The organism is Mesorhizobium sp. 113-3-3 (genome assembly GCF_016756495.1).
Taxonomy (GTDB): Bacteria; Pseudomonadota; Alphaproteobacteria; order Rhizobiales; family Rhizobiaceae; genus Mesorhizobium.
This window is the reverse complement of sequence record NZ_AP023243.1, coordinates 1,236,909-1,263,262: the sequence shown is the minus strand read 5'-3', so window position 1 is coordinate 1,263,262 and position 26,354 is coordinate 1,236,909. Positions and strand designations below refer to the sequence as shown.

The 26,354-nt window shown below is 64.7% G+C and carries 22 protein-coding genes; 12 read left to right on the top strand and 10 right to left on the bottom strand.

Annotation, left to right across the window (positions count from 1 at the left end):
* Positions 1–74: 74 nt before the first annotated feature.
* Both htpX and JG746_RS06005 read left to right on the top strand, forming a co-directional pair.
* Entirely contained in the window at positions 75–1,094 is a 1,020-nt protein-coding gene (htpX, locus tag JG746_RS06010; protein ID WP_202357332.1) for a zinc metalloprotease HtpX, read from the top strand.
* Positions 1,085–2,470 (top strand): RsmB/NOP family class I SAM-dependent RNA methyltransferase, encoded by a 1,386-nt coding sequence (locus JG746_RS06005; RefSeq protein ID WP_202359271.1) that lies wholly within the window; start codon positions 1,085–1,087, stop codon positions 2,468–2,470. The genes htpX and JG746_RS06005 overlap by 10 nt, the downstream gene beginning before the upstream one ends.
* Positions 2,471–2,485: 15 nt before the next feature.
* Here JG746_RS06005 and JG746_RS06000 read toward each other — a convergent pair whose 3' ends face one another.
* Entirely contained in the window at positions 2,486–3,418 is a 933-nt protein-coding gene (locus JG746_RS06000; protein WP_202359270.1) for a phytanoyl-CoA dioxygenase family protein, read from the bottom strand.
* Positions 3,419–3,512: 94 nt separating this feature from the next.
* On the opposite strand from JG746_RS06000, the gene JG746_RS05995 reads away from it, so the two are divergent.
* The 3 genes from JG746_RS05995 (at position 3,513) to purH (ending at position 7,911) form a co-directional block, all read left to right on the top strand.
* Positions 3,513–4,337, top strand: coding sequence for an AraC family transcriptional regulator (locus tag JG746_RS05995; protein WP_202357331.1), 825 nt, complete (start codon positions 3,513–3,515; stop codon positions 4,335–4,337).
* 138 nt (positions 4,338–4,475) lie between these two features.
* A complete protein-coding gene (locus tag JG746_RS05990; protein WP_202357330.1) occupies positions 4,476–6,200 on the top strand; it encodes a heparinase II/III family protein in 1,725 nt (574 codons plus the stop codon).
* A gap of 94 nt (positions 6,201–6,294) precedes the next feature.
* Positions 6,295–7,911, top strand: a complete 1,617-nt coding sequence (gene purH / locus JG746_RS05985; RefSeq protein ID WP_202357329.1) for a bifunctional phosphoribosylaminoimidazolecarboxamide formyltransferase/IMP cyclohydrolase — start codon at positions 6,295–6,297, stop codon at positions 7,909–7,911.
* A gap of 130 nt (positions 7,912–8,041) precedes the next feature.
* Here the strand turns inward: purH and JG746_RS05980 are convergent, their stop codons facing one another.
* Together JG746_RS05980 and JG746_RS05975 are read right to left on the bottom strand one after the other, a co-directional pair.
* On the bottom strand, positions 8,042–9,418 hold the full coding sequence (locus JG746_RS05980) for an MFS transporter (protein ID WP_202357328.1): 1,377 nt from the start codon (positions 9,416–9,418) through the stop codon (positions 8,042–8,044).
* Positions 9,419–9,692: 274 nt separating this feature from the next.
* Positions 9,693–14,483 carry an NAD-glutamate dehydrogenase gene (locus JG746_RS05975; RefSeq protein WP_202357327.1) on the bottom strand — a complete coding sequence of 1,597 codons (4,791 nt, stop codon included), beginning with the start codon at positions 14,481–14,483 and terminating at the stop codon, positions 9,693–9,695.
* Between the two features lie 137 nt (positions 14,484–14,620).
* Here JG746_RS05975 and JG746_RS05970 point away from each other — a divergent pair, with 137 nt between their 5' ends.
* The gene (locus JG746_RS05970) at positions 14,621–15,184 is read left to right on the top strand and encodes a peroxidase-related enzyme (protein WP_202357326.1); all 564 of its coding nucleotides are present in this window, start codon (positions 14,621–14,623) and stop codon (positions 15,182–15,184) included.
* Positions 15,185–15,316: 132 nt separating this feature from the next.
* Positions 15,317–15,643, top strand: a complete 327-nt coding sequence (locus JG746_RS05965; RefSeq protein WP_202357325.1) for a hypothetical protein — start codon at positions 15,317–15,319, stop codon at positions 15,641–15,643.
* A gap of 9 nt (positions 15,644–15,652) precedes the next feature.
* On the opposite strand, the gene JG746_RS05960 is transcribed toward JG746_RS05965, so the two are convergent.
* On the bottom strand, positions 15,653–16,267 hold the full coding sequence (locus tag JG746_RS05960; protein ID WP_202357324.1) for a LysE family translocator: 615 nt from the start codon (positions 16,265–16,267) through the stop codon (positions 15,653–15,655).
* A 213-nt stretch (positions 16,268–16,480) separates the two neighbouring features.
* Between JG746_RS05960 and JG746_RS05955 the strand changes: the two genes are divergently transcribed.
* Entirely contained in the window at positions 16,481–17,266 is a 786-nt protein-coding gene (locus JG746_RS05955) for an alkaline phosphatase family protein (RefSeq protein ID WP_244730682.1), read from the top strand.
* Between the two features lie 440 nt (positions 17,267–17,706).
* Positions 17,707–18,333: a DUF1062 domain-containing protein gene (locus tag JG746_RS05950; protein ID WP_202357323.1), complete on the top strand. Its 627-nt coding sequence runs from the start codon at positions 17,707–17,709 to the stop codon at positions 18,331–18,333.
* A 60-nt stretch (positions 18,334–18,393) separates the two neighbouring features.
* Here JG746_RS05950 and typA read toward each other — a convergent pair whose 3' ends face one another.
* Complete coding sequence (typA, locus tag JG746_RS05945; RefSeq protein ID WP_202357322.1) at positions 18,394–20,223, bottom strand: translational GTPase TypA; 1,830 nt, start codon at positions 20,221–20,223, stop codon at positions 18,394–18,396.
* Positions 20,224–20,366: 143 nt separating this feature from the next.
* Between typA and JG746_RS05940 the strand changes: the two genes are divergently transcribed.
* Positions 20,367–20,705 (top strand): hypothetical protein, encoded by a 339-nt coding sequence (locus JG746_RS05940; RefSeq protein ID WP_202357321.1) that lies wholly within the window; start codon positions 20,367–20,369, stop codon positions 20,703–20,705.
* Positions 20,706–20,816: 111 nt separating this feature from the next.
* On the opposite strand, the gene JG746_RS05935 is transcribed toward JG746_RS05940, so the two are convergent.
* Positions 20,817–22,100 carry an MFS transporter gene (locus JG746_RS05935; RefSeq protein WP_202357320.1) on the bottom strand — a complete coding sequence of 428 codons (1,284 nt, stop codon included), beginning with the start codon at positions 22,098–22,100 and terminating at the stop codon, positions 20,817–20,819.
* Between the two features lie 74 nt (positions 22,101–22,174).
* On the opposite strand from JG746_RS05935, the gene JG746_RS05930 reads away from it, so the two are divergent.
* Positions 22,175–22,792, top strand: a complete 618-nt coding sequence (locus JG746_RS05930) for a TetR/AcrR family transcriptional regulator (protein WP_202357319.1) — start codon at positions 22,175–22,177, stop codon at positions 22,790–22,792.
* A 44-nt stretch (positions 22,793–22,836) separates the two neighbouring features.
* Entirely contained in the window at positions 22,837–23,430 is a 594-nt protein-coding gene (locus tag JG746_RS05925; protein WP_202357318.1) for a hypothetical protein, read from the top strand.
* Here the strand turns inward: JG746_RS05925 and ppa are convergent, their stop codons facing one another.
* From ppa to JG746_RS05905, 4 genes are all read right to left on the bottom strand, one after another.
* Positions 23,431–23,964 (bottom strand): inorganic diphosphatase, encoded by a 534-nt coding sequence (gene ppa / locus JG746_RS05920; RefSeq protein WP_202357317.1) that lies wholly within the window; start codon positions 23,962–23,964, stop codon positions 23,431–23,433. It lies immediately after the preceding gene.
* Between the two features lie 200 nt (positions 23,965–24,164).
* On the bottom strand, positions 24,165–24,671 hold the full coding sequence (locus tag JG746_RS05915) for a GNAT family N-acetyltransferase (protein WP_010912199.1): 507 nt from the start codon (positions 24,669–24,671) through the stop codon (positions 24,165–24,167).
* Between the two features lie 152 nt (positions 24,672–24,823).
* Positions 24,824–25,462: a TPM domain-containing protein gene (locus JG746_RS05910; protein ID WP_202357316.1), complete on the bottom strand. Its 639-nt coding sequence runs from the start codon at positions 25,460–25,462 to the stop codon at positions 24,824–24,826.
* Between the two features lie 4 nt (positions 25,463–25,466).
* Entirely contained in the window at positions 25,467–26,354 is an 888-nt protein-coding gene (locus JG746_RS05905; protein ID WP_202357315.1) for a TPM domain-containing protein, read from the bottom strand.

The following is a 26,354-nucleotide window of genomic DNA, read 5'->3' as shown; positions in this document are numbered from 1 at the left end:
GCGGCAGGCGTTTCCCATCATATAGCCATGAACCCACGACAATCGATCCCTCTTCATCTGGACAGGAGCAGACGATGAACACCATTCGCACCGCCATGCTTCTTGCCGCGATGACGGCGCTGTTCATGGGCGTCGGCTTCCTGATCGGCGGAACGGGCGGCATGATGATCGCTTTGCTGGTCGCCGCCGGCACCAATCTGTTCAGCTACTGGAACGCCGACAAGATGGTGCTGTCGATGAACCGTGCCGTCGAGGTCGACGAGAAGAACGCGCCGGAATATTACGCCATCGTCCAGGCGCTGGCCAAGCAGGCCGGCCTGCCGATGCCGAAAACCTATCTGATCGACAATCCGCAGCCCAACGCCTTCGCCACCGGCCGCAACCCGCAGAACGCGGCGGTCGCCGCCTCTACCGGCCTGTTGCAGCGGCTGACCCATGAAGAGGTCGCGGCGGTGATGGCGCACGAGCTCGCCCACGTCCAGCACCGCGACACGCTGACCATGACCATCGTCGCCACCTTTGCCGGCGCCATCTCGATGCTCGGCAATTTCGCCTTTTTCCTCGGCGGCAACCGCGACAACAACCCGTTCGGCTTTGTCGGCGTGCTGGCGGCGATGATCGTCGCGCCCTTTGCCGCCATGATCGTGCAGATGGCGGTCAGCCGCACCCGCGAATACGAGGCCGACCGGCGCGGCGCCGAAATCTGTGGACACCCGCTGTGGCTGGCATCGGCGCTTGACAAGATCGCCCGCGGCGCCGAACGCATTCCCAACCCCGATGCGGAGCGCAATCCGGCGATGGCGCATCTGTTCATCATCAATCCCCTGCACGGCGAGCGCATGGACAATCTGTTCTCCACCCACCCGAGCACCGACAACCGCATCGCCGCGTTGCAGGAGATGGCGGGGCAGATGGCAGGCGGCGGCACCCAGGCCGCTTCGCGCCAGGCGCCGGCGTCCCGGCAGGCGGAGCAACAACAGTCGTCCGGCCCGTGGGGCCAGGCCCCGCAAGCGGAACAGCCGGCTGAGCCCGAAAGGCCGAAGGCCAATCCATGGGGTCGCAATCCGACCGGGCCCAAAGGCCGATGGTCGTGAGCGTGGCGGGACCTCGGCGCGCAGGCTCAGGCAGTCAGGATCATGGAGACGGCGAATTCGTCGCCGGTCTCGCCGCCCGCAAGGCGGCGGCACGGCTGCTTGCCGCCGTCATCGATGCCCGGACGCCGCTCGACGGGCTGACCGACCATGAGAACGGCCACCCGCAATACAAGGCGCTCGATTTGCGCGACCGTGGCCTGGTGCGCGCCATCCTGGTCACCGCGCTGCGCTTCCGCATGACCATCACCGGGCTGCTGGCGCGCAGGCTGGAAAAGCCGCTGCCACCCAACGCCACGGCACTGTCGCACATACTGCATGTAGCGGCCGCGCAGATCCTGTTCCTCGACATTCCCGACAGCGCCGCTGTCGACCTCGCGGTCACCCACGCCAAGTCCGATCCGCGCACGCAGCGCTTCTCCGGTTTCGTTAACGGCGTGCTGCGCACGCTGGCGCGGGCCAAGGAAACCGAGCTGCCCGCCGCCCTTGCGGCCACCGATGAAGCGCCAAAATGGTTCTCCGACCGGCTGAAAGCAGCCTACGGCGCCGACAAGGCGAAGCTCATTCTCGCTGCGCACCGTTACGAGGCGCCCGTCGACTTCTCGGTCAAGGCCGATCCCGAACTCTGGGCCGAAAAGCTTGGCGGCATCGTGCTGCCCACCGGCACGGTGCGCGTGGAAAATCTTGCCGGAGCCGTCACCGACCTGCCCGGCTTCGCGGAAGGCGCCTGGTGGGTCCAGGATGCCGCGGCCAGCCTGCCGGCGCGGCTCTTCGGTGACGTCGGGGGATTGCGCGTCGCCGACCTCTGCGCCGCGCCCGGCGGCAAGACCGCGCAATTGATCCTGGCCGGCGCCAGGGTCACCGCGGTCGACACCTCGAAGAACCGGCTGGCGCGGCTGGCGCAGAATCTCGACCGCCTCGGCCTGGCGGCCGAGATCGTTCAGGCCGACCTCCTCAAATATGAGCCGAAGGAACTGTTCGACGCCGTGCTGCTCGACGCACCCTGCTCGTCGACCGGCACGGTGCGCCGGCATCCCGACGTGCCGTGGACCAAGACGGCGGCCGATGTCGAAAAGCTCGCCGACCTGCAAGGGCGGTTGCTTGCCCGCGCCGTCACGCTGGTCAGGCCCGGCGGCCGGATCGTCTTTTCCAACTGTTCGCTCGACCCGCTGGAAGGCGAAGACCTGCATCGTGCCTTTCTCAAGGACACGGCCACGGTCGTCGACGATCCGCTGCGGCAAGGCGAGGTCGCCGGCATCGACCCTTTCCTGACGCCGCAAGGCACGCTGCGCACCACGCCCGCCGACCTCGACCTCGGCACGCCGGAGCGCTCTGGCCTGGACGGCTTCTTCGCCGCCCGCATGCGTCGTGCGGTCTGAGGTACGGCGCGCCGCCTAAAGCATGTCGTCCAGGCTCCAGTGATTGCTCCAGCGAGCATCGATTTCGTCGTCGACATTCTGGTAGCGGATGTCGGTCGACAGCCGGATCAGCCCGTTCCTGCTCTGGTTGGTGGTGGAGGCATGGATCATGTAGGGCGAGTGAAGGACGATGTCGCCCGCCTCGAAATCCGCCATCAGCCAGCGCGTGTCGAACCGTTCCGCCATTTCGGGCAGATCTTTCGACACCCAGCCGCCTTCGGTCATGTTGCGGTTGTAGGCACTGATGCGTTCCGCGGGGCTGAGATCGGCATTGTCCCTGGCGAACTGTGTTTCCAGGGCAGTGCCGATGGCATGCGATCCCTCCAGGTAGACGAGCCCTCCCATGTCGATCGACGTGTCGCCGATCGGTATCCAGGCCGTCACCACGCGGCTGGTGCCTCCGCGCAGATAGACGAGGTCGTAATGCGCTGGTGTCGTGGTGGAACTGCCTGGCAAGGTGAAGCGCATGATCTTTCGCTTGTGCAGGTAGGACAAGCCACCTGTGAAGGCGTCCATCAGACGCGATAGGCGCGGCTGCGCGCAAAAGCCCTCATAGGCGGTCGAGCGGACCAGCGACATCAAGCGGCGCTCGGCGCGCTGGCGATCGAAGGCACTGTCGGAGGCGACACCGAGCGAAGGGTCGGTCGCCGGCTTCAAAAGTCCGCTCTCGGCAAGATGCGAAAGCACCCAGCCGCGAAAGTCGATCACCTCGCCGCGCGGCAAAAGGCCTTTCAGCCAGACATAGCCTTGAGCCGCATAAAGGCGGCGAATGGCCTCGACGCCGACGGAAGGATCTGTCGGGGAAAGGTACCCCAGCCTGTTCGGCATCGTCGACAGCACCTTGCCGTTGGCTGTCAGCGCAACCGGCGGGGCGCCTGGTAATGCCCTTACATCGGCTGATATCGACATTTCAATCACCTTCATTGCCCCAATCCTGGCAAGGGAATACGCTGCCATCCTGCTTCTTGCCATGGACAGAAAAACTGACCTGGACTTTTCGCTCATGATCGACCGACCCTATGCCTTGTACCGATCGCCGCCGGCTGGCATGGGCGGCCTGTCGGTGACGGGAACAGGCCGGCACCGCGTCGACCGGGCCATCGTCAGGCGAAAGCTCCCGGATTTTGCCGTGGTGCTGGTGGAGGAAGGGCGAGGCTGGCTCGAAACCAAGGCCGCCGGCAGGCAGGCGATCGTCGGGCCCAGCCTTTTCTGGCTGTTTCCCGACAGGATCCATTCCTACGGGCCGGACGAGGCCGGCTGGAGCGAACGTTGGGCGCTCTTCGACGGGGCGTTGACGCGCGATTTCACGCGCATGCGGCTGATCGCCGAGCAGGCACCGGTCGTTCCCTTGTCCGACCCTGGCGGCATACAGCTTCTGTTCGACCGGCTGCATGCCGAACTGTCCCAGGACACGGCGCTGAGCCAGGCCGAAGCCGCCGCGACCATGCATGCGCTGGTCATGCGAGCCGCCCGGCAGACGGTCGCCCGGAGCAGCGGCGAGAACCACCCCGACTTCCGGTCTGTGATCGACGATTTGCGGCGCCGCGCCGCCGAACCGCTGGACGTCAGCGCATTTGCCGCGAAATTCGGCATGTCGCCGGCAACGCTGCGGCGCAAGTTCGTCCTGCACACCGGGCTGTCGCCGAAGGGATTTCAGCTGCGCATCCGGCTCGATCTCGCCAAGCAATTGCTGGCGGCCACCGATTCGCCTGTCGAGACGGTGGCGTCGACGGTCGGCATCGGCGATGCCTTCTACTTCTCCCGGCTCTTTCGCGACCGCGAAAACTGCTCGCCCAGCGAGTTTCGCCGCCGCCACAAGAGGACATAAGTCGCGGCAGGCGCGACTTTTTTGGGGGCGACCCCGTCCACGGCCGCCTGAAGTGGGTCGGTTGGCAGAAATCCGCCTTCGCATAAGTTCTTGAATCATATAAGCTTGCGCTGGGGTAAAGGACGACCAGGAGGGCTTTTGGCACTGGCTGCCAGCAACACGACGCGTCTGTGGACGCTGGTCGCGAAGGAGTTCTGGCGCAAGACGCGCCGGCGCTTGCGCGCCGGGCCGGTCTATCGCTGGCGCTATTCCGGCCGCACGCCCGAACGCGTCCTGATCGCGCCGCCGGACCTGCGGCTGGCCGACCCGCAGATCGCGCTGGAGATCTATTACGGCCGCTATCCCCTGTCGGGGCACCTGGTCGAAACCGGCGGCAAGTCGCCCTTCCAGATCAACGTGCCCAATCACGGCTGGCAAAAGACGCTGCATGGTTTTCGCTGGCTGCGCCACATGCGCGCCGCCGGTACCGAACTTGCCGCCGCCAATGCGCGTGCCCTGGTGTCCGACTGGATCGCCATGCACGGCAACAACATTGCCGGCATCGCCTGGGAGCCCGGGACGACCGCCAAGCGCATCATTGCCTGGTTGCAGCATTCTTCCGTCGTGCTGCAGGGCGCCGAATTCCCCTTCTACCGCGCCTTCCTGAAATCGCTGGCCGTCCAAATCCGCTATCTCAGGTCGATGGCGCGCGAGATGCCCGACGGCAAGGACCGGCTGCGCGCCCGCATAGCCCTTGCCTTCGCCGCGCTTTCCCTGCCCGCGCCGGCTTCGGCGCTGCGCGGCGCCACCCGCAACCTCGCCGAGGAACTCAACCGCCAGATCCTCGCCGATGGCGGCCATATCTCACGCAATCCAATGTCGGTGCTGGAAATCCTCGCCGACCTTTTGCCGCTGCGCCAGACCTACGCCAACCAGGCGGAGACCCCGCCGCAGGCACTGATCGGCGCCATCGACCGCATGCTACCGGCGCTGCGCTTCTTCCGCCACCAGGATGGCAGCCTCGCCCGTTTCAACGGCATGGGCGCCACCATCCATGACCGCATCGCCACAATATTGCGCCATGACGACACCGCCGGCGCGCCGCTGCTGCACGCCCCGCATTCGGGCTATGAGAGGCTGTCGATGGGGGGCGTCACCGTCATCGCCGACACCGGCCTGCCGCCGCCGGTCGACGTGTCCAACGCAGCACACGCCGGCTGCCTCGCCTTCGAGCTGTCGTCCGGCCGCCAGCATTACATCGTCAATGCAGGCATCGACACCTATGGCGCCGCCGAGTTCCGGCCGCTGGCGCGCGCCACCGCCGCGCACTCGACCGCCACCATCAACGACACCTCGTCGGCACGCTTCAGCCATTCGCTGCGCGTCAACGACCTGCTCGGCTCGCCATTGATCGGCGGCCCGCAGCATGTGCAGTGCAAGCGCACCGACCAGAAGGGCGTCCAGGGTTTTGTCGCCCGCCATGACGGCTATGTCCCGCGCTTCGGCTTCCTGCATGAACGCGAGCTGAAACTGTCGACGAACGGCAATGTGCTGGCCGGCCGGGACCGGTTCCAGCGCCCCGGCGGAGCCGCGATCCGCAACAATGGCCGTGACTTCATCACCGTGCGTTTCCATGTCCACCCCGACATCAACCTTTTGCAGGACGAGCACGACCGCCTGGTGCTGACAGCCGATCAGGCCGACAGCTGGGTGTTCACAGCAGACGAAGTGGTGCCGGAGGTCGAGGAATCGATCTATTTCGCCGGTCTTGGCGGCCCGCGCCGCAGCCGGCAGATCGTGCTTGCCTTCAAGGCCTCTGACGTGTCCGAAGTCCACTGGCAGCTGACGCGCACCAGCATCGCCGGCTATCCGGATAACAACTGACCGCGCCGGCCACCGGCAAGCTTGCCGCTTGATTTCCTGATGTCATGTGCTACGGCGCGGGCTTGCCCCTCCAGCCGTGAAAGGCCGCCAGCCCATGGCCGTCGCCGCCAAGAACATTCCCGCACCCGATCTCGTCCCCGTACGCCGTGCCTTGCTTTCGGTGTTCGACAAGACCGGCCTCATCGACTTCGCCAGGGCATTGGCCGCCGCCGGTGTCGAACTGGTCTCGACCGGTGGCACCGCCAAGGCTCTAGCCGAGGCAGGCCTGGCGGTGCGCGACGTCTCCGAGCTCACCGGCTTCCCCGAGATCATGGATGGCCGCGTCAAGACGCTGCATCCGTCGGTGCATGGCGCGCTGCTTGGCGTGCGCGACGACCCCGAGCATGCGGCGGCGATGCGCAAGCACCACATCGAGCCGATCGACCTCCTCGTCTCCAATCTCTATCCGTTCGAGGAAGTCCGTCGCTCCGGCGCCGACTATGCGGCGATCGTCGAGAACATCGACATTGGCGGCCCGGCAATGATCCGCGCCTCGGCCAAGAACCACGCCTATGTCGCCATCGTCACCGATCCGAGCGACTATGCCTCGGTGCTGAACGCGCTGGAAATGAACATCGGCTCCCTGTCGCTGGATTTCCGCAAGAAGCTGGCGGCCAAGGCCTTTGCTCGCACCGCCAGCTATGACGCGGCGATTTCCGGCTGGTTCGCCGAGGCGCTGGAGATCGAGCATCCGACCTGGCGCGCCTTTGGCGGCAGGCTGGCCGAGGTGATGCGCTACGGCGAAAACCCGCACCAGGGCGCCGGCTTCTACGTCAATGGCGACAAGCGCCCTGGCGTCGCCACGGCGCGGCAGTTGCAGGGCAAGCAGCTCTCCTACAACAACATCAACGACACCGACGCGGCCTTCGAACTGGCCGGCGAGTTCGATCCCGTCCGTTCCGCCGCCGTCGCCATCATCAAGCACGCCAACCCGTGCGGCGTCGCCGAGGGCATCTCGCTGAAGGCAGCCTATGCCAAGGCGCTCGCCTGCGATCCGGTATCGGCCTTTGGCGGCATCGTCGCCCTCAACCGCACCCTCGACGCCGAAGCGGCGCAGGAGATCGTGAAAACCTTCACCGAAGTGATCATCGCGCCCGATGCCACGGACGAGGCGGCGGCGATCGTCGCGGCCAAGAAGAACCTGCGCCTGCTGGTCACCGGCGGCCTGCCGGACCCGCGTTCGGCGGGGACGACGGTCAAATCCGTGGCCGGCGGCATGCTCGTCCAGGGCCGCGACAACGCCGTGGTCGACGACCTTGAGCTCAAGGTGGTGACGAAGCGTGCGCCGACGCCGGCGGAGATGGCCGATCTCAAATTCGCTTTCCGCGTCGCCAAGCACGTCAAGTCGAACGCCATCGTCTACGCCAAGGACGGCGCCACGGTCGGCATCGGCGCCGGCCAGATGAGCCGCGTCGATTCCTCCCGCATCGCCGCCCGGAAGGCGCTCGACGCGGCCGAGGCTGCCGGCATGGCCGAGCCTCTGACAAAGGGCTCGGTCGTCGCCTCCGACGCCTTCTTCCCCTTCGCCGACGGCCTGCTTGCCGCGGTCGCTGCCGGCGCCACCGCCGTCATCCAGCCGGGCGGCTCGATGAACGACAAGGACGTCATCGCTGCGGCCGATGAGCACGGCATCGCGATGGTGTTTACCGGGGTCAGGCATTTTAGACATTGAGCGCCCTTACCCTCCCCTCGATGGGGAGGGTCGGTGCGCTCGCTTGCGAGCGCGCCGGGGTGGGGTGATGGCGCCACCCCCACCCGCTCCGCTTCGCGGATCGACCCTCCCCAAAAGGGGGAGGGTGAGCTCACTCCGCCGGCCGGTCGGCCGGATAGGGCGTCCTGACCAGGATCGCCATGCCGATCGCCAGGAACAGGATGATCACCGCCATGCCGAGCCGTGCCGAATCGCTGAGCGCGGTGATGGTCGCCACCAGGAACGGCGCCAGGAAGCTGGTTGCCCGGCCGGCCAGCGCGTAGATGCCGAAATAGCGGCCGGATTCCGCCGCCGTCACGCTACGCGCCATGTAGGAGCGCGATGACGCCTGCACCGGGCCGAAGGCCAGGCCGATCAGCAGGCCGTACAGGATGTAGGCCTTTTCGGCCGCCGTGCCGAACAGCCCGCCGGAATCAGTGGTCGGCAGCTGGATCAGACCGAGCAGCGTGAAGCCCGGGCCGGTCGAGACGACGCCGACGGTGGCGACCGACAGCATGACCAGCGCGATCATGACCACGGCCTTGGAGCCGAGCGCGGTGTCGAGGCGCGCCGCGATCCAGCAGCCGAAGATGGCCACGACATTGAGTATGATGCCGAACATGCCGATCTCGGTGATCGACCAATGGAACATACCGGCCGCGAAGGTGCCGCCGAGCGCCAGCAGCGCGTTGACGCCGTCCTGGTAGATCATGCGGGCGACGAGAAAGCGGAAGATGCCGCCGCGCCTGCGCACCTCGGCCAGTGTCGATTTCAGTTCCGACAGGCCTTCGCGCACCGCCGGCCCGATCGGAATGCCCTTGATGGCGTCCGGCGTGAACAGGAACATCGGCAGGATGAACAGGAAATACCAGCCGGCCGACAGCGGCCCGGTGGCGCGCGCGTCCTCGCCCAGATGCGGATCGAGGCCGAACAGCGGGGTGATGCCGATGATGGTTTTGCCGGTCTCCGGCGAGCCGGCGAGACAAGTGACGACGAAGATCAGCGCGATCATGCCGCCGAGATAGCCGAGCCCCCAGGCCATGTTGGAGATGCGGCCGATCTCGCTCTTCGGCACAAGGCGCGGCATCATCGAATCGTTGAACACGGTGGAGAATTCCGCCGCCACCGAAGCCAGCGAGAACAGCGCCACGACCAGGAACAGGTTCGAGCCGGGGGCGGCGAACCAGAGCAAGGCGAGGCTGGTGATCTTGATCGCGGCGAAGAAGGCGATCCACGGCTTGCGCGGCCCGGTCTGGTCGGCGATCGAGCCGAGGATCGGCGACAGCACGGCAATGACCAGCCCGGCGGCGGCGATGCCATAGCCCCAGACCGCCTGTCCGGTGTTGGGATCGCTCGCCATGCGCGAAACGAAATAGGGACCGAAGATGAAGGTGGTGACGACCGTGAAGAACGGCTGCGCCGCCCAGTCGAAGAACATCCACCCCCAGATGCCGCGCCCGGACGCACGCTGCACTGTTTCTACCGCCATGATGATTCCCCCGGCCGCGCCCGCATCGGGCGCCATGTCTGCATGTTTTCGATGGCCATGCAAATGACAAGCGTCGCGCCGCCCCTCATTGCCCTGCCGGGCATTTCTCCCTGTATAGTAACGGGGAGAAAGACGCTGTCGCGAAGGTTTTCGCCAATTGTCGACGTCGCAGAATGGGCGCCGGCCTTGCGACCAGTTCCCTTCTCCCCGTCACTATACGGGGAGAAGGTGGCGGCAGCCGGATGAGGGGCGGCGCCAACCTTCGCAAGAACCCTCACATCCCCGTCAGATCGCTCATCAGCCCCGACGCCACCGACAGCCGTGACACGGTGATGTCGCCGCCTTCGGTCAGCGCTTGCAGCCGTTCGCGGATGCGTGCCACGCGTTCGCCGCCGGCTTCCAGCCAGGCGGCAACGGGATCGGCGGCCTTGGCGTGGCCGGTGAGCGCGGCGACCGCGATGCCGCGCCGTGCCGCGCCGATCGTATCGGTGGCGCGCGACAGCGCCAGCTGGTCATAGTAGTCCGACGGTGTGATCGAGCGCGCGGCGTCCTCGACTCGCGGAATGCGGAAGGCATCGCTGACCGCGAAGAACGCCTTGGCCGCCGCCACGATGTCGGCATTTGCCATCCGCGCGGTCAGCGCGATGTCGGGGATCAGTTCCGCCACCTCGCTCAGCGCCAGCTGCTCGGCCAGCCTTTCCGGCGCACCGGCCTTGAACAGCCCGTGCCGCTTCTCCTCGATCCGCTCTCGCGAGAAGGCCGGCAGCAGCGAAACCAGTTTCGGTTCCAGCGCCTTGCGCGCGTCCTGCAACTCGGCGATGCGCTGGCCGAGCGGTGCCGTCCCGGCATCGTTCTTGAGATACCAGCCGCTGGTCACGTAGATCAGCCGGCTCACCATCTGGTAGAGATCGAGTTGCACCTGGCCGTCGATCTGGTTGTCGAGCGCGTCGATCTCCCTGTAGAGCGCCGGCAGCACGAAGCCGTCACGCACCACGGCGAAGGTGCGCACCACATCGGCGGCGGTGCGCCCCGTGGCTTCCTGCAGCCGGTTGACGAAGGACGGGCCGCCGCGATTGACCAAATCGTTGGCGACGACACGCGTGATGATCTCGCGGCGCAGCCTGTGGCCGTGGATTTCGGCGGCATATTTCTTCGCCATCCGGTCGGGGAAATAGCCCATCAGGTCACGGTCGAAATGCGCGTCATCAGGCACGTCGCTGGCGACGATATCGGAGAACAGCACGATCTTGGCATAGGCGAGCAGCACGCCGAGCTCGGCCCGGGTCAACGGCTCGCCGCGCGCCTCGCGCTCGGCAAGGGCCGCCGGTGACGGCAGCGTCTCCACGGCGCGGTCGAGCAGGCCGCGTGCTTCCAGCGCCGACATGAAGCGGGCCTGATGCGCGATGTCGGCAAGGCCGCGCTTGCGGGCGATCGAAAGCGCCAGCGTTTGCTGGTAGTTGTTGGACAGGACAAGCCCGCCGACCTCGCCGGTCATCTCGGCGAGCAGCTTGTTGCGGGCCGGGCGCGTCAGCGAACCCTTGCGCATGGCCGACGCCAGCGCGATCTTGATGTTGACCTCGACGTCGGAGCAGTTGACGCCGCCTGAATTGTCGATGGCGTCGGAGTTGCAGCGCCCGCCATTCATGCCGAACTCGATGCGCGCCCGCTGCGTGACGCCGAGATTGGCGCCCTCGCCGATCACCTTGGCGCGCACGTCGAGCGCGGTGATGCGGATGGCGTCATTGGCGCGGTCGCCGACCTCGGCATTGGTTTCGCCGGAGGCCCTGAGATACGTGCCGATGCCGCCGAACCACAGGAGATCGACGGGCGCCTTGAGGATGGCGGTCATGATCTCGGCCGGCGTGGCGGTGATCTTGGCAAGGCCGATCGCCGCCGCGGCCGCCGCCGGCAAGGTGATCGACTTCTGGCTGCGCGAGACGATGATGCCGCCTTCCGACAGCTTCGACTTGTCGTAGTCCTGCCAGCTCGAACGCGGCAGCGCGAACATGCGCTCGCGCTCGGCCATCGAGGCCGCCATGTCGGGATCGGGATCGATGAAGATGTCGCGATGGTCGAAGGCCGCGATCAGCCTTGTCTGCGGCGACAACAGCATGCCGTTGCCGAACACGTCGCCCGACATGTCGCCGACACCGACAACGGTGAAGGGCGAGGTCTGGATGTCGCGGTTGATCTCGCGGAAGTGCCGCTTGACCGCTTCCCATGCGCCCTTGGCGGTGATGCCCATCTTCTTGTGGTCGTAGCCAGCCGAACCGCCACTGGCGAAGGCGTCGTCGAGCCAGAAGCCATGCTTCTCGGAGATGGCGTTGGCGGTGTCGGAGAAAGTCGCCGTGCCCTTGTCGGCGGCGACGACGAAATAGGGATCGTCCTGGTCGCGCCTGACAACGCCGGCCGGCGGGATGACACCGTCCAGCCCGATATTGTCAGTGATCGACAAAAGGCTGGAAACGAAATTCTTGTAGGCCGAGGTGCCGGCCTCGAAGATCGCGTCGCGGCTGCCGCCAACCGGCAGGCGCTTGGGGAAGAAGCCGCCCTTGGCGCCGACCGGCACGATGACGGCATTCTTGACCTGCTGCGCCTTGACCAGGCCGAGCACCTCGGTGCGGTAGTCCTGGGCGCGGTCCGACCAGCGCAGGCCGCCACGCGCCACCGGGCCGAAGCGCAGATGCAGGCCCTCGACCTCGGAACCGTAGACGAAGATCTCGCGCCACGGCCGTGGCGCCGGCAGACCCTCGACCGCCTGCGATTCGAGCTTGATGGCCAGCGACTGGCCTTTCTGCTTCGTATCGGCAACGAAATGATTGGTGCGCAGCGAGGCTTCGATCAGGTTGAGGTAGCGGCGGATGATGGTGTCGTCGTCGATGTTGGGCACATCCTCCAACGCGTCCTTGATCTTGGCCTTGAGGTGCTTTGCCGCCACCACGCCTTCACCCTCGGCCGTCGGGCCAAGCCTTGCGATGAACAGCGCATGCAGGCCGCGCGCGATCTCGGGATAGCGGTTCAATGCCGCGGCGATGAAATCCTGGCTTTGCGGAATGCCGACTTGCTGCAGGTAGCGCCCATAGGCGCGCAGGATGGTGATTTCGCCGGACCACAGGCCGGCGGTCTGGGCAAGGCCATTATAGCCGTCATTGTCGACGTCACCGCGCCACACCGACAGGAAGGCGTCCTCGAACAGCGCGCCGCCGTCGGCAAGGTCGATCGGCTTGCCGTAGGCGTTCTCAAGCTCCATGTCGTGGATGAAGACCATGCCGGACGGGCCGTCGCCGACCTCGAAGGTGCGCTCGCTGATGACGCGGAAGCCGATGTTTTCCAGCACCGGCACGCGCCGCGACAGCGCCACCGGGCTGCCATGGTGATAGATCTTCAGCGCCGCCTGGTGCGGCTTCTGCTCGGCATGGCGATAATAGTCGATGGCGATCGGATTGTCGGCGCTAATCCTGGCGATTCGCCCGGCATCGACCAGCGCCACCGCCGCGCTGAAGGAGTCGCGATAGCTTTCCGGCAGCCTTGCGGCGATGGCCTTCAACGCCTGGTCGCCGCCGCCCGCGTCCGCCGCGTCGGAAAGGGCATCCTCCCAGGTCCGCACGATGTCGCGGATGGCCGCCTCGATCGTCGCCTGCTCCACCTTCGGCGTCTTGCCGCCGGAGCGGCCGATGATGAAATGCACGCGCGCCAGCCCGCCTTCGGGGAAGGCTGGGTAATAGGCCGAGAGCCGGCCCTCGAAGACGGTTTTCAGATAGGCGCCGATCTTCTCGCGCACGACGCTGTCGTAGCGGTCGCGCGGCACGAAGACGAGGATCGAGACGAAGCGGTCGAACTGGTCGGCGCGCACCAGCGCCCGCACGCGCGGCCGCTCGACCAGGCCGAGAATGGCCGCGGCATGCTTGCGCAGGATCGGCACCGGCACCTGGAACAGTTCATCGCGCGGATAGCTTTCCAGCACGTTGATCAGTGCCTTGCCGGAATGGTCGTTCCGGTCGAAGCCGGACTTGGCGATGATGGTTTCGGCCTTGGAGCGCAGATACGGGATCTTCATCACCGAGCGCGTGTAGGCAGTCGAGGTGAACAGGCCGACGATGCGCAGTTCGCCGGCCAGCGCGCCCTTCGGGGTATAGGTCTTGACGCCGATGTAATCGAGATAGATGCGCCGATGCACGGAAGACTTGGCATTGGCCTTGGTGACGATCAGCGGTTCCGGTCCGTGCAGGAAGGCGCGGATTTCGGGCGTCGTCGTCACCGCTTCGGTGCCTCGCCGCAGCACCAGCACATCGGGATCGCTGAGGATGCCGAGGCCGGGCTTGTCGGCGCGCTCCAGATTGCCGCTTTCCTCGCCGCCCGAGTATTTGAACTCGCGCATGCCGAGGAAGGTGAAATTGTCGTCGCGCAGCCATTCCAGGAAGGCGATCGCCTCGGCGACACTGTTCTTGTCGAGCGGCACCGCCGAATAGCGGAACTCGGAGATCGCCTGGTCGAGCCGGGCGAGCATCGGCTTCCAGTCCTTGACGGCGGCGTGGACCTGGCCAAGCATCTTGCGCAGCCTTTCGGTCAGAGCGCTCGCCGCCTCCGCTGTCAGCCGCGGTATGTGGACATGGATGACGCTCAGCCGGTCATGATTGCCGTCGTCCCTGGCGAAATTGCCGTCGCCGAGGATTTCCTCGACACCGTTCTTGCCATGGCGCACGGTGATGACCGGGTGGGTGACAAGGGTCGGTTCGCCCGATGTCTCGGTGATCTCACCCAGGATGGAATCGAACAGGAACGGCATGTTGTCGTTGACGACGGTGATGACCGTGACCGGACGGCCTTCGCGGACGACGCCCGAATCAGCCTCGACGGCGACGACGCACCCGCCCTTCCTGTGGCCGGCGACGGCCTGGCCGGCGAGTTCGGCGGCACGTGCCAGGTCGGTCGCCTCATAGGCGGCGATGTCTTCCGCGGGCGCGCGGGCGAGCAGGTAATCGGCAAGCCTGACTGGCCTTTCCTCGGTCTTTGTCGCTGATGAGGCTTTTTTTTTCGGCTTCGCTGCGGATTTCACGCTGGCCATGACGCTATTCCCTCCCGTCGAATGCTTTTACGACTATCGTAGCAGATGACCGCTGTTTGGCGACAAAGGTTTGACGGCTAGCCTCGATTTATCGGAATTCGATCACAAGGCAGCGCCCGACGAGGAGAAATGACCCCATGACCGGCAAAATATCAGCATTGGATCTGGCCTCGGGAAAGCTGAGCGAGCCGACAAAGGCCTATTTCGCCAAATGCGAGGAGAAGCTCGGCCTCGTTCCCAACGTGCTCAAGGCTTACGCCTTCGACGACAAGAAACTGCGCGCCTTCACCGACATGTACAACGATCTGATGCTGGGTGAATCCGGCCTGTCGAAGCTGGAGCGCGAGATGATCGCGGTCGCCGTCTCCTCGATCAACCATTGCTACTATTGCCTGACCGCGCATGGCGCCGCGGTGCGCCAGCTGTCCGGTGATCCGGCCTTCGGCGAGATGATGGTGATGAATTTCCGCGCCGCCGATCTGTCGCCGAGGCAGGCCGCGATGCTCGAATTCGCCGTCAAGCTGACCGAGGAGCCGGCCAGGATCGTCGAGGCCGACCGGGCCGCGCTTCGGAAGGCCGGCTTCAGCGACCGCGACATCTGGGACATCGCCTCGACCGCGGCCTTCTTCAACATGTCGAACCGGGTGGCGGCGGCGATCGACATGCGGCCGAACGACGAATACCACGCCATGGCGCGATAGGGACCGTCGCTCCCCAACGCCCCGTATATTAGCGATCGCGCATTCTCGTTGCTTGTTTGCCGGTTTGGTCCGATGATCGTCAGGCGGCGTGACCGCATGCCGGTTCGATGCCGCTCATCAAGGGAGGAGAACATGGCGAAGTTTCTCTACGTCTATCACGGCTCGGGCAAGATGCCGACGAGCGAAGCCGAGCGAAAGGCGATGACCGACGCCTGGTCAGGCTGGTTTGGAAAGCTTGGCTCGGCCGTTGTCGATCCGGGCAATCCGGTCGGCATGTCGAAGACCGTCCTGCCCGGCGGCAAGATAGAAAACAACGGCGGCAGCAACCCGACCGGCGGCTACTCCATCATCGAGGCCAGGGATATAAACGATGCCGCGGAGAAGGCCAAGGGCTGCCCGATGCTGGCCATGCCAAACTGCAATGTCGAGATCGCGCCGATCATCAATATGATGGGTTGACGCTTCGTCTCAGGATCGAGCCGCGATCGCCGCGGCAGCGCCGGCCATCGTGGTCGCGCTGACGCGGTTGGCGATCTTCATGGCGCGCTTGCTTTTCAAAAGCTTGCGCGCCTGCGCGGCGGCGAGCACCCAGGCGAGATCGATGGCGATCAGCACCACCGCCATGGTCGCGGTCAGTTCGACCCAGCCGACGATGCTGACCGAAGCGAGGTCGATGATGGTCGGCAGCAGCGCCAGATAAAACATCATGATCTTCGGGTTGCCGAGCGTCACCGCCATGCCGGCGAAGAACAGCTTTACGGCTGAATCCTCGCGCGGCATCTCGCCCTCTTTGGCATCGACAGGCGCCGTCCACATCTTCCAGGCGAGGTAGGCGAGATAGAGGACGCCGACCCATTTCACGACAACAAAGGCGAAGTGAAAGGTCTGCGCCACCACGGCCAGTCCGAACACCGCCAGCGACAGCCAGATGCCCTCGCCGATCCACATGGCGAGCAGGAACGGAAACACGTCGCGGAACCCTTTCGCGATGACGCGCGCCACCAGCGCCGCGATCGACGGACCCGGCGACCCGGCGGCAACGAAGAGAGCGGCGGCGAAAATCAGCAGCGAGGCGAGATGCATGGCGGGGCCTTACAAGCGGTTGAAGGGCGCACAATATCCGATCGACATCACCGCTTGCAATGTCGATAGCAGCAGATCCCAGACCGGCTCCACGTTTGGCCATGCCCTTGACTGTCATGCCCGACTTGCAGTCAGGTCGATCTTGCCGCACAGCCGGGAGGAGGAGTTTTCGTGATTGTGCAAAGTTGGCGCGGGGTCGTTCGACGGTTCTCCATGCTGGCTGTTCTGCTCGCCAACATGGTGCCGAGCCAAGCGCCCCAGGCTGCAGCATCGTCGAGGAAGCCACCGAAATATGATCACGTCGTTGTCGTGATCATGGAGAACCACACCTTTGAGCAGATTTCTCTGGCGGGACGAACCGCTCCCTATTTGAATAGGCTGGCAAGAGGCGGCGCGCTGTTCGATCGATCCTATGGGGTTGCTCACCCCAGCCAACCCAATTATTTCGCGCTGTTCAGCGGCTTAACACAAGGCGTGCATGACGATGGCATGCACGCCTTTGCTGCGCCGAACCTGGCCGCTCGTCTTCGGGCTCACGGCAAGACATTTACGGGCTACGTCGAGGCCGGGTCGCCGCGAAAACATAATCCCTGGGAATCGTTCGCCGACGCGAAGGGATTTGAGAAGTCTCTTGCCGACCTCCCTCGCGACTACGCGAAGCTACCGTCCGTCAGTTTCGTGATTCCCAATCTCGAAAATGACATGCATGACGGCACAATAGAGACGGCTGACACTTGGTTGAAAAATCACCTTGGAGGTTACGCCGCCTGGACGAAGAAAAACAACAGCCTTTTGATAGTGACGTTCGATGAAGACGACTACCATACAGAGAACCATATATTCACTGTATTTTACGGATTCGGAATCGATTCAGGACGTTACTCCGAAAAGATTGATCACTATTCCGTCTTGCGGACCATTGAAGACATAGAGGGCATACCCCCCTTGGGCACCAGCGTCGTCAGAAGGGTGATCGCAAGTGGCTGGAGCCGACGGTAATTTCGCGCTGGACATGTCACAAGCATCGATCGCCGGCGTCGCCGCTGGCCACTCCTTCCCGTCGCCTCGACGATCGATCGTCTCCAGACAAGTTTGCCGTCATTCGTTTCAAGCCACTGGCATCCTTGCCGTCCTCGTCGACTACGGCTAGAAGACCCGCCGCGAAACAATTTCGAGCTTCACTTTGCCTCAGTAACCGCCGGTCTCGTCAACTCCCCCGACACACCTGCATGGCGCCGCATCCGCGGTGCCTGTTCATGTTCACGTGTTCCTCTGGGCGGCGGTTCGAGACCGGTTTGGCACTGCTGAACCGCTGTCGCGCGCTTTCCGCCGGCGACTCCTGACTTCACCATCTCCGCAGCCACCCGCCACGCCGCGCCCGCAGGGGCATCTCGATTGTGCCGACCTGATGAACTTCCCGACGGGAAGGGCTTACCGGCATGTCTTCTACTGTGCGTATCCACTGGGCGATCGCGCCCCAAATCGCCCCCAAACCGCTGATCAATTGCAATCGCTGCGGCGGCGTGAAGGCCTATCGCTGCAGCGGAAAATTCCGCGTCAACGCCAACGGCAAGCGCATCGACGTCTGGCTGATCTACCGCTGCGTCGATTGCGACAATTCCTGGAATTTCGGCATTTTCGAACGCTGCAACCGCCGCGACATCGAACCGGCCCTGCTACGGGCGCTCGAGAGCAACGATCCGGGGCTGGCGCGGCGCCATGCCTTCGACATCGTCGCCCTGCGCAACCAGGTGGGGCGCGTCGAGGAGTTTCCCGATGTCGCCGTGCACAAGCGATTGCTCGGCGGCGCCGGGGAAGAAGCGGCGGCCCTGGAGCTCCAGCTTGGGCTGGAAATGCCGACATCGCTGCGGCTTGATCGCCTGCTCGCCGGCGAACTCGGCATTTCGCGCTCGCGGCTGCAGGCGCTGGAGGAACGGCGCCTTCTGGTCGTCGATCCGGACGGCGCCAAAGCCTTACGCAAGCCGGTCCGTCAGGGAATGACGATCCGTATCGACCTGGCCGGCGAGCCGGATCACCAGGCCATCATCCGCGCGGCCGGCGGATAAACGAGAGAGGGGCGGAGCATCTGGTGCTCCGCCCCTCTCGAAAATCGTCGGATGAAAAAATTACGCCGCGCCGACCGCCTTGGACGACTTTTCGAAACGCTTGCGCTCGTTCGGATCGAGATAGAGCTTGCGCAGGCGGATGGTCTTCGGCGTCACCTCGACCAGCTCGTCGTCCTGGATCCAGGCCAGCGCGCGTTCCAGCGTCATGCGGATCGGCGGGGTGAGCTTGACTGCCTCATCCTTGCCGGCGGCGCGGATGTTGGTCAGCTTCTTGCCCTTCAGCACGTTCACTTCGAGGTCGTTGTCCCTGGAATGGATGCCGATGATCATGCCCTGATAGACCTTGACGCCCGGATCGATGACCATCGGGCCGCGATCTTCCAGGTTCCACATGGCGTAGGCGACCGATTCGCCCTGCTCGTTGGAGATCAGCACGCCGTTGGTGCGGCCCGGCAACTCGCCCTTGTAGGGCTCGTAGGCATGGAACAGCCGGTTCATCACGGCGGTGCCGCGCGTGTCGGTCAGAAGTTCCGACTGGTAGCCGATCAGGCCGCGCGTCGGCGCGTGGAAGACGATGCGCTGGCGATTGCCGCCGGAGGGGCGCAGTTCGACCATCTCGGCCTTGCGCTCCGACATCTTCTGCACGACGACACCGGCATGCTCCTCGTCGACGTCGATGACGACTTCCTCGACCGGCTCCAGCAATTCGCCGTTCTCACCCTTCTGCATGACGACGCGCGGACGCGACACGGCGATTTCAAAGCCTTCGCGGCGCATCGTCTCGATCAGCACGGCGAGCTGCAATTCGCCACGGCCGGAGACGAAGAACGAATCCTTGTCGGGCGATTCCTCGATCTTCAGCGCGACATTGCCTTCGGCCTCGCGCAGCAGGCGGTCGCGGATGACGCGGCTGGTCACCTTGTCGCCTTCGGTGCCGGCGAGCGGGCTGTCATTGACGAGGAAGGACATGGTCACGGTCGGCGGATCGATCGGCTGCGCATGCAGCGCTTCCGTCACCGTCAGATCGCAGAACGTATCGGCCACGGTGCCTTTCGACAGGCCGGCAATGGCGACGATGTCGCCCGCCTGAGCCTCTTCGATCGGCTGGCGCTCGAGGCCGCGGAAAGCCAGGATCTTCGAGATACGGCCGGTTTCGATCTGGGTGCCGTCATGGTGCAGCACCTTGACCGCCTGGTTGGCCTTCAGCGTGCCGGATTCGATACGGCCGGTGATGATGCGGCCGAGGAAGGGGTTGGCTTCCAGGATGGTGCCGATCATGCGGAACGGACCAGGATGAACGGTCGGCGCCGGCACATGCTTGATGACGAGATCGAACAGCGGCGCCAGCTGCTGGTCCTTGGGGCCTTCCGGATTTTCCGAGACCCAACCGTCGCGGCCCGAACCGTAGAGGATCGGGAAGTCGAGCTGCTCGTCGGTGGCGTCGAGCGCGGCGAACAGGTCGAACACCTCGTTGACCACCTCGACATGCCTGGCGTCCGGACGGTCGATCTTGTTGATGACCACGATCGGCTTCAGGCCGACCTTGAGCGCCTTGCCGACGACGAACTTGGTCTGCGGCATCGGGCCTTCGGCGGCGTCGACCAGCACGATGGCCGAATCCACCATCGACAGGATGCGCTCGACCTCGCCGCCGAAATCGGCGTGGCCGGGTGTGTCGACGATGTTGATGCGGGTGTCCTTCCAGTCGACCGAGGTCGCCTTGGCCAGGATGGTGATGCCGCGTTCCTTTTCGAGGTCGTTGGAATCCATGGCGCGCTCGGCGACGCGCTGATTGTCGCGGAAGGAGCCGGACTGCTTCAAAAGCTGGTCGACAAGGGTGGTCTTTCCATGGTCGACGTGCGCGATGATCGCGATATTACGGAGTTTCATGTTCTGGGTCTCGGAAGCGTTGCAGGCAGCAGGCCAAAGGCGCTGCCTCTTTCGGTTGCGCGGCTCATACAGGGTTTTTCGCAGTTGCGAAAGGGGAAGCGCGACACCAAATACTCATCAAATCTTAAGCATCTGCGTGTGAGATGATTTTGTTAACCAAGGCGGGAACCTTTCAGGGCCCGGGCAGTTCGACCGACATGACCGATAAACTCAACCGATTTTGGCCACTCATCGCCTCCGTGGCGTTTGCCCTGCTGCTGGCGGCCAACGCCGCGCAGTCGGCTGCCGCGACCCAGAAAGGCGCGCGCGCCGTTGCGCAGTCAGACAACCAGACTGCCGAGCAGGCCTTTGCCGATGCGCCCGACGGCGTTGACCCGGTGGTGACCGGCCCGGTCACCGCCGCCTTCAAGCAACGCCAGGACGCGGCCAACTGCGATACCGCCGTGTGGCCGAACATTCCGATGGTCTGCTACCCGGATTGAGTGGTCGGCCCATTTGCCGTCCCAACAGCAGCAATCATCTATGCTCTATTAAACGCAAAGGCGACCTGACTGCCGTCGATCGCCTTCGACCGCAATTTGAGCTAACCAGTCTTAAGCGGTTTGCGGCTCCGGGTCGAAAGCCGGCCGGCTCGTGTTGATCAGCAGTGAGATACAGGCCGCCGCGATGGCGGTCATGCCGGCGATCAGGAAGGCCAGTTCGTAATTGCCCTGCAGCTCGCGCATCGTGCCGCCGAAGGCGGCCGCGGTGGCCGCACCAACCTGATGGCCGGCGACGATCCAGCCGAACACGATCGGGCCGCTGCGGTCGCCGAACGCCTCGTTGGCGAGCCGCAGCGTCGGCGGCACGGTGGCGATCCAGTCGAGACCGTAGAGCACGGCGAAGATGATCAGGCTGGTCGCCGAGAAGCCGGAATAGGGCAGATAGATCAGCGACAGGCCACGGATGGCATAGTAGACGCCGAGCAGCTTGCGCGGATCGAAACGGTCGGTGAGCCAGCCCGACAGCGTCGTGCCGATCAGGTCGAAAATGCCCATCATCGACAGCAGGCCGGCGGCCTGGACCTCGCCGATGCCCATGTCGCCGCAGAAGGCGATCAGATGCGTGCCGACCAGCCCGTTGGTGGTGAAACCGCAGACGAAGAAGGTGGCGAACAGGTACCAGAAGACGCGGGTACCGGCCGCGCGGCGCAATGTGTTGAGCGTATGCGCGAGGAAATTGCCCTGCGATGCGGGCGAAGTCGGTGGCACGTCGTCGGCCTCGGCGCCATAGCGCACCATGCCGATCGAGGCCGGGCGCTCTGGCACCAGCAGCCACACCAGCGGCAGGAGACAGGCCGTTGCGACCGCGACCGCGATGGCGACCGGCTTCCAGCCGCCCGATTGCGCCAGCGAGGCCAGCAGCGGCAGGAACACCAGCAGGCCGGTGGCGCTGGAGGCCGACATCAATCCCATGACGAGGCCGCGATTGGTCTTGAACCAGCGGTTGACGATGGTGGCGCCAAGCACGCTGGCGACGGCGCCGGAGCCGATGCCCGAGAAGACGCCCCAGGTGATGAAGAGATGCCAGGGCTCGGTCATCAGCAGGCTGAGAGCGGTCGAGCCCGACATCACCACCAGCGATGCGATCAGCGTGCGGCGCAGCCCGATCCGCTCCATCAACGCGGCGGCGAAAGGACCCGTCAGACCATAGAGCAGGATGCCGACGCCGGCGGCCAGCGAGATGATATCGCGCCGCCAGCCAAAACTGTTTTCCAGCGGCAGCATCATGACGGCGGGCGCCGAGCGCAGCCCGGCGGCTATCAGCAGGCAGAGGAAGATGACACCGACCACGACGAAAGCGTAGCGCTGGCCAAACGGACGGGACTGAGCTATCATGTTACTGACCGGTACGTTGCAAGATGGGAGCCTGTATACGTACCGATCGGTAACACTGTCAATCGAGTTCCATGATGCCAGCCGACAAAAATATTGAACTATCCATCAGCGACGATCATGCATCGGCGCCGCCGAAGGCCGCCAAGAAGATCCTCGACGTGGCCTATGACCTGTTCTACCGGCGCGGTATCAGGGCGATCGGCGTCGACGAGATCGTCAAGCGCGCCGGCGTCACCAAGCCCAGCCTCTATCGCAGCTTCCCTTCCAAGGACGAGTTGGCCGCTTCCTATCTGCGTCAGTATGACCACGAATTCTGGGAGCGTTTCGACGAGGCGATCGACGCCCATCCCGGCGACCCGCGCGCCCAGATCGGCGCCTTTCTGACCCGCGTCGGCAAGCGCACACAAAAGCCCGACTATCGCGGCTGCGGCATGACCAACGCGGCGGTGGAATATCCCGAGCGCGGCCATCCGGCGCGTGTCGTCAGCGAGGCCAACAAGCAGGAGCTGCGCCGCCGCTTGCGCGCCATGGCCGCCGCGATGGGCGCGCAGGACGCCGACACGCTGGGTGATGGGCTGCTGCTTTTGATCGAGGGCGCATATATCAGCGGCCAGCTGTTCGGCCTTGGCGGTCCCGCGCAGTCGGTGGCGACGAACGCCGATCTGCTGATCTTAGCAAGCTTGAAGAAATAGCGTTTGGCGGTACGTTGCTCCGGCCCGAACCGGAGATTTTCGTCATGCGCGCCATTCTGATCCCGCTTGCGTTTGCCGGCCTGTGTCAGGCGGCTCATGCCGGCGACATATCCAGCGCCTACACCGACCTCGATTCGAAGAAGGATTGCGTGACCTACGCGCAGGCCGAACAAGGCGATGGCGACTGGGCCGATCTCGCCTGTTCGGGCTATCGCGGCTACCCCGTGCTCATCGCTTATGACGACGCCCGCGAGTCGCTTTTCTACGGGTTTCCGCCTGGCGGCGACATGACGTCCGCCTGGGAAAGTTTTTCAGGCTTCAATTCATCCGCGGCCAAGGTCGAGTGGCGCATCGAAACCAATGGCGACAAGGCCGTGCCCTTCGCCGTCATCCACCGCCGCACGATCAGCGATGCCGAGGATCAGAACAAATCGACGGACGTGCTGCTCGTCGCCAAGGTCGGCCAGATGGACGCGCGGGAAAGCTGCGCCGTCGGCCTTGTGCTGGCCACCGGCAACCCGCAGGCCAACGACCAGGCGCGCAAACTCGCCGACGAGAAGGCGCGCACTTTCACCTGCGGCAAGGACAGGCACACCGTCATCGGCAAAGTGCCTGCTTTTGGACGGGTGGATAACTGACTACTTGGCCTTTTTCGCCCGTTCGATCGCGTCGACGATCATCTTCTTGGCATATTTGGAATCGTGCCAGCCTTCGATCTTGACCCATTTGCCGGGTTCGAGATCCTTGTAGTGCTCGAAGAAGTGCTGCACCTGCTGGCGCGTGATCTCGGGCAGATGCGTGTATTCGGTGACGTTTTCGTAGCGCAGCGTCAGCTTCGGCGACGGCACAGCGATGACCTTCTCGTCCTGGCCGGCATTGTCTTCCATCACCAGCACGCCGATCGGCCTGACATTGATGACGCAGCCCGGCACCAGCGCGCGGGTGTTGCAGACCAGCACGTCGATCGGATCGCCGTCCCCCGACAGCGTGTGCGGCACGAAGCCGTAATTGCCGGGATAGCGCATAGAGGTGTGCAGGAAGCGGTCGACGAACAGCGTGCCGGCCTCCTTGTCCATCTCATACTTGATCGGCTCGCCACCGATCGGCACTTCGATGATGACGTTGACGTCTTCGGGCGGATTCTTTCCGGTGGCTATGGCTTCAATGCGCATGGATTTGTCCCTCTCTCGGTTGGGAGGAGATAGCGGGCGTCGCACAATGGCGCAATGCGGCGAATGGTGCTCGCGCACGTCAGGCGATACGCGATCGTATCAGACGCGTTCAATCATGAGCACAAGATGTTTCAGCGTCGTGATTTCACCGGGATACGCACCGCCTACCGGCCTTGCTGTGCGCGATCATCCCCCGGTTGTCATTCCCAGACGAAGGCGACCTTCTTCAGAGCCTTCTGCTCGAAGATCTCGACACCTTCGGCGACATCGCGGCCGCCGGCGCCGGCATAGAAGGCCAGCGCGTTCTGATTGTCTTCCAGCGCCCACACCACCATGCCCTTCAGGCCATGGTCGGCAAGACGCGCCCTGGCCGCCGAAAACAGCCGCCGGCCAAGCCCGATGCCTTGATATTCCGGGCGCAGGTACAATTCGTAGATCTCGCCTTGCTGCTTGAGCTCCCGGGCGCGGTTCTTGCCGATCGTCGCATAGCCGGCGATCGTGCCACCGATTTCGACGACCAGAACGGTGGCGGCGCGGCGAATCGCGTTCGCCCACCAGTCGGCGCCGCGGCGGTTGATCATCGACGTCAGCGTGCGGTGCGGAATGATGCCGGAATAGGCGCCGCGCCAGGCTTCCAGATGCACTTCGGCAATGGCGCCTGCATCGCGCGGGTCTGCTTTCCGGATGTCGATCGTCAGCGTATTCATGATTTGTTAACCATAAACCCGCATCGGCCGATTGCAAGAGTCCGGGCGGTCCGCCGGCCGCTTTCTAACAGCGTTCCTGACATTGCTGACATCGGGCAAAAGCCCGTCCGGAAACAGGCCGGATGGGTAAAGTGGTGTCTACCAGCAGGCTCTCATATCTCGATCAGATGGTCGTCGAGCTCGTTGGCATCGCCTGAGGTGACCGGGAAATGCTCGGCCAGCACCGCCCCCACCTGCTCGATCGCCTTGACGAAACCATCGGCAAGCCGGTCGTCGCCGGCATGCGCCGTCAGATCCCGCACCACGCCGTCCCAGACATGCTGGCCGACCTTGGCGTCGATGCCCGAATCGGCGACCACCTCGGCATAGCGTTCGGCGATCGAGACGAAGACCAGCACGCCGGTGCGCGCCGTGGTGCGGTGGACGTTGCGGGCGAGAAACTGCTTGATCGCGTTGGCGTGCGCGGCCTGATAGCGCAGCCGCCGGGGCACCATATGGATGCGCAGCCCGGGAACCGCCCACAACAGGGCCAGCACGCAGGCCAGCGCCAGCAATTGGGCGATGACGAAATGCGGCAGGCGGATGGTCAGCCACCAGGCCTCCAGCCCGTAGGCGACGGCAAGGCTGACGAGCAGCATGCCAAGCGTCGCCATCAAGGCGGCAGGGGCGAAATAGCCGTCGCTGGCATGCGCGACGACGCAGTAGATCTCGCCGTCGGTTTTGGCCTCGGCCGCGCGGATCGCGTCGGCGATGCGCTCATGGTCCTGCGGGCTGATCGGTCGTGTTGCCATTGTCTCACCAGCTTCCTGAAGAACCGCCACCACCGGACGAGCCGCCGCCGCCCGAAAACCCGCCGCCGCTGCTGCTCGACCCGGACGACCAGCCGGAGCTTCCCGACGACCAGCCGCCGCCCGAAGAACCCGATGTCCAGCCGCTGCTGCCCGAGGACCCGCTTGGCCCGCGGCCGTAGCGAAACGTCATGCCGAGCCACCTATACACGCCCGGCGACAGCTTGGTGCCGAACATCGGCGGCAGGAACGCCATCGCCAGCCCGCCGAAGAACATCGTGCCCCACAAGATCAGAAAGATCACGACGATCGGGTCCACGGGGGTGCTGCTGTCGGCCGGATTGCGCTTGCCGCGTGCTTCCAGCTCCTCCGGGTGACCTTCGAGCACCATGACCATGTCGTCGACGGCCTTGCTGATGCCGCCGGAGAAATCGCCGGCGCGGAACGCCGGCACCATGTCGTTTTCGATGATCAGCTTGGTGTGCAGATCGGTCAGCGTGCCTTCCAGACCATAGCCGACCTCGATGCGCATCTTGTGGTCGTTCTTGGCCACCAGCAAAAGCACGCCGTTGTTCTCGCCGGCCTGGCCGAGCTTCCAGAAGCGGAACAGCCGGTTGGCATAGGGTTCGATCTCCTCGCCGTCGAGGCTCGGGATCGTCGCCACGACGATCTGGTCGGAGCCCTTGGTCTCGAAGGCGGCGAGTTTCTGCGTCAGCGCCGCCTTGGTGCCGGCATCGATGATCCCGGCATTGTCGACGACGCGGCCGGTCAGGGCAGGCAGCTCGGCGGCAAAACCCGCCAGGCAGGACAAAAGCAGCATCAAAGCCGTCAGGACAGCGTTGATCGCCGGGTTGAAATGGCCAGGCCTCGGTAGGCGGATGGTGCGTGCCGTCAT